Raw genomic sequence first — 3,309 nt, forward strand, 5'->3', positions numbered from 1 at the left:
ATCCTGTGCTACCATTGCTCAACCCTTACCAGGGAGCGAGCCATGGATCGAGAAGCTTCATCTGGGCCATGCGTTTTCAAGCCTCCAAAGATCGAGATGGCTCATGGGGCGCTCTCGTCTTTCTCTCTGCTGCGCGTGATGGTCCGCAATCCCGTAGCGGCAGTTCCGCCGGCAGCCTACCAAGAGCCGCACGCTACTCTGCAGGCAGGCGGGCAGACAATGCTGTTTCCGACCGATCCGGCGATTGTTGAGAGCCTTCTCGTGCGGAGGCATGCGGAGTTCGTGAAGTCTCGCCTTTACAGTCGCCTGCTCAATCCGATCCTCGGAAATGGTCTTCTGACTGCGGAGGGCGAAACCTGGCGGTGGCAGCGGCGGCTGGCCGCGCCCGCCTTTCGTGCAGCCGCGCTTTCGAACTACCTGCCTGTCATGCGCAGCCCTTTTGAAGAACTGGTGGAGCGCTGGAAGAAGAACCCGGGACTGCAACGGGTCGATGACGCCATGACAGCGGCGACGATCGCCGTCATCTGCCGAACGTTCTTCTCGGATTTTGACCAACTTGACGCCAGCCGGATCTCACGCGCAATCGAGAGCTACCTCGGGCCCAGCAGCTGGCCCATCGCGTACGAATCGCTGGGGCTGCCCAAGTGGATGCCACACCCGGGCCACCGCAAGATGGAGCGAGCGGCGGGCGAAGGGCGGCAGCTGGTGAGAAACTTCGTGACACGCCGGCGAAGGGAGCGGCAAGATCTGCCCGACCTTGCCCAGATCCTGATGGACGCACATGATCCTGAGACGGGGCGAGTGCTGAGTGACGACGACCTCGTCAGCATGTTCCTCACCCTGATCGCGGCCGGACACGAAACCTCTGCCAATGCGCTGACCTGGGCACTCTACTGCCTTGCGGCCCAGCCCGACCAGCAGGAGGCGCTCGCAGATCATGTCCGGACGGTCGTTGGCGCTGGCCCGGTGGAGGCGTCTCATCTGGAAGCCTTGCCGGATGTAACCCACTTCATCGAGGAGACGATGCGCCTGCTCCCGCCGGTGCCATTGATGAGCCGCCACGCGCTGCACTCCAGCGAGGTGGCCGGAAAGACCATTGAGCCAACGACACTCATCTTCATTCCCATTTATGCAATTCATCGGCATGAGGCACTCTGGTCGAACCCGGATTGCTTTGATCCGATGCGCTTTCGGAGCGAGGCTCAGGCGACACGGCCACGCTGTGCATACCTACCGTTCGGCGCCGGCCCGAGGATCTGCATTGGAGCCAGCTTCGCCATGATGGAAATGGTGGCGGGGCTTGCAACCATGCTCGCAGCGACTCGCTTCCGCCTCCATGACGACACGCCACCGGAACCGCTCCACCGGATCACTCTGCGCCCCCGAAACCCGGTTGTCCTGCGGATCGAGCCGCGCTGTTGAGGGGCGACGACGGCTTCAAAAGCATGCGCCAGACGTCTTGGCCTTGATGCTGATCGCCTCGCGAGGCGGGTAAGGAAGGCCATCAGAGGGACTTAGACCTTGTATGGCCGCAGGAGCATCTTCCGGAAGAAGGTTGCCGCGAGGGCGATGTCAGTGGCCATGCGGTCACTTGTCTCGCCGCCACCATGGCCGCCGGTTTCGCTGGTGCGCAGCATGACGTCCTGCCCCGCCTCACTGAGCCTCTGCGCGAAACGGCGGGCATGTGCGGGATCGACGCGATCGTCGTGGGCAGGCGCGTCGATCAGGATCGGCGGATAGGCAACCTCTGCCCGCAGCCGGACCTGATGGAGAGGTGAGTATGCACGCAGATAGGTGGAATTCTCCTCCTTGTCGGGATCACCATATTCCTCGATCCAAGCGGCGCCTGCTTCGTAGCGGTGAAAGCGCAGCATGTCCGTCACCGGCACGTCGGCCTTGATCGCGCTCCAGTCTTGTGGGTAGCGCGTTGCCATGACGGCGGCGAGCAGTCCACCGTTCGAGCCGCCGACAAACCCGACGCCTCCCGGAGGTGCAATGCCCTGAGCCACCAGATCCCGGGCCACCGCCACACAGTCCTCGAAAGACTTGGGGCGGTTCGACCCCATCGCCTGCTTGTGCCAGTGTGGCCAAACTCACCGCCGCCCCGGATATGCGCAACCGCCACGCCGATCCCGTTCTCGAGAAATGCCGGGCCGTCACCTCTTAGGTAATGAGCAGGGACAGACATCCCGTATCCGCCATAGGCTTGCACCACGATCGGAACAGGCTTCTGAGCCGCCTCGCGCGGCAGGGCGAGGTGTAGGGCACACACCGCATCCGCGGCACCGGCATCCTGAACAACGACCTCTACATCGGCCGGCTGGTCTGGAACCGCCAGCGTTTCGTGAAGGACCCGCAGACAGGCAAGCGGCAGGCGCGCCTGAACCCGCCCGAGGCCTGGGTCATCGAGGAGGTGCCGGAGCTGCGCATTGTCGAGGACGCGCTCTGGCAACGGGTAAAGGAGCGGCAGGACGCCATCCGCAAGGAGATGAACGCGGCCGGCATCCAGGGCGCGGCGCGGCGCCCGGAGCGGGCAAGGCGACCGGTCTACCTGTTCTCCGGTCTTTTCGCCTGCGGCTGCTGCGGAGCCGGGTACACCCTGGTCAACAAGTCCCGCCATGGCTGCGCGGCGGCCCGCGACAAGGGCGCCGCCGTCAGCACAACCGCGCCACTATCCTGCGGGAGGAAGTCGAGACGCGCGTCCTAGAGGGCCTGAGAGCGCGGCTCCTCCATCCGGACCTTGTTACGGCCTTTGTTGCCGAGTACCGCCGCGCTTGGAACGAGGCGCAGGCTGGCGCCAGCGCCGGACGCGCCAAGACACAGCGCGAACTGGCGCAAACGGAGAAGAAGATCGCGGGCCTCCTGCAGGCCATCGAGGACGGCCTGTACCACCCGTCCATGAAGGCCAAGATGCAGGAGCTGGAAGGCTTGAGGTCCCACCTGCAGGAGGAGCTGGCCGAGAACCCGGAGCCCCCGTCCCTGCGCCTGCACCCCAGCCTGACAGATCTCTACCTCGCGAAGATCACCGACCTCACTGCCGCCCTGTCGGACCCGTCCGTCAAGCTGCAGGCCATCGAGGCGCTGCGCAGCCTGATCTCGGAGATCCGGATGATCCCGGACCATTCCGCACCCGGCGGACACTGCATTGAGCTCGTGGGCGAGCTGGCGGGAATTTTGGCTCTGGGGGATGCGGACATGACAAAGCCCTCGCGAATGGCGAGGGCTGATGTCGGGTCGGGAACATTGGTTGCGGGGGCAGGATTTGAACCTGCGGCCTTCAGGTTATGAGCCTGACGAGCTACCGGGCTG

General features: G+C 64.4%; 3 protein-coding genes and 1 pseudogene. 3 read left to right on the top strand and 1 reads right to left on the bottom strand.

What is annotated here, in order from left to right:
- On the top strand, positions 1 to 1,422 hold a 1,422-nt coding region (locus ACLHHB_RS12800; protein WP_410218667.1), incomplete at its 5' end, for a cytochrome P450.
- A 92-nt stretch (positions 1,423 to 1,514) separates the two neighbouring features.
- Here the strand turns inward: ACLHHB_RS12800 and ACLHHB_RS12805 are convergent.
- Positions 1,515 to 2,072: pseudogene (locus ACLHHB_RS12805) on the bottom strand (prolyl oligopeptidase family serine peptidase); the annotation flags it as partial.
- Positions 2,073 to 2,344: 272 nt separating this feature from the next.
- Between ACLHHB_RS12805 and ACLHHB_RS12810 the strand changes: the two are divergent.
- The gene (locus ACLHHB_RS12810) at positions 2,345 to 2,707 is read left to right on the top strand and encodes a zinc ribbon domain-containing protein (protein ID WP_410218668.1); all 363 of its coding nucleotides are present in this window, start codon (positions 2,345 to 2,347) and stop codon (positions 2,705 to 2,707) included.
- 203 nt (positions 2,708 to 2,910) lie between these two features.
- On the top strand, positions 2,911 to 3,288 hold the full coding sequence (locus ACLHHB_RS12815; RefSeq protein WP_410218669.1) for a hypothetical protein: 378 nt from the start codon (positions 2,911 to 2,913) through the stop codon (positions 3,286 to 3,288).
- Positions 3,289 to 3,309 lie beyond the last annotated feature (21 nt).

Source organism: Paracoccus sp. (in: a-proteobacteria) (assembly GCF_046462195.1).
In the GTDB taxonomy this organism is placed as follows: Bacteria; Pseudomonadota; Alphaproteobacteria; order Rhodobacterales; family Rhodobacteraceae; genus Paracoccus.

Bases quoted from the DNA above. Each gene is read 5' to 3' on its own strand.
- ACLHHB_RS12815 (WP_410218669.1), top strand. From the start codon at position 2,911: ATGCAGGAGCTGGAAGGCTTGAGGTCCCACCTGCAGGAGGAGCTGGCC.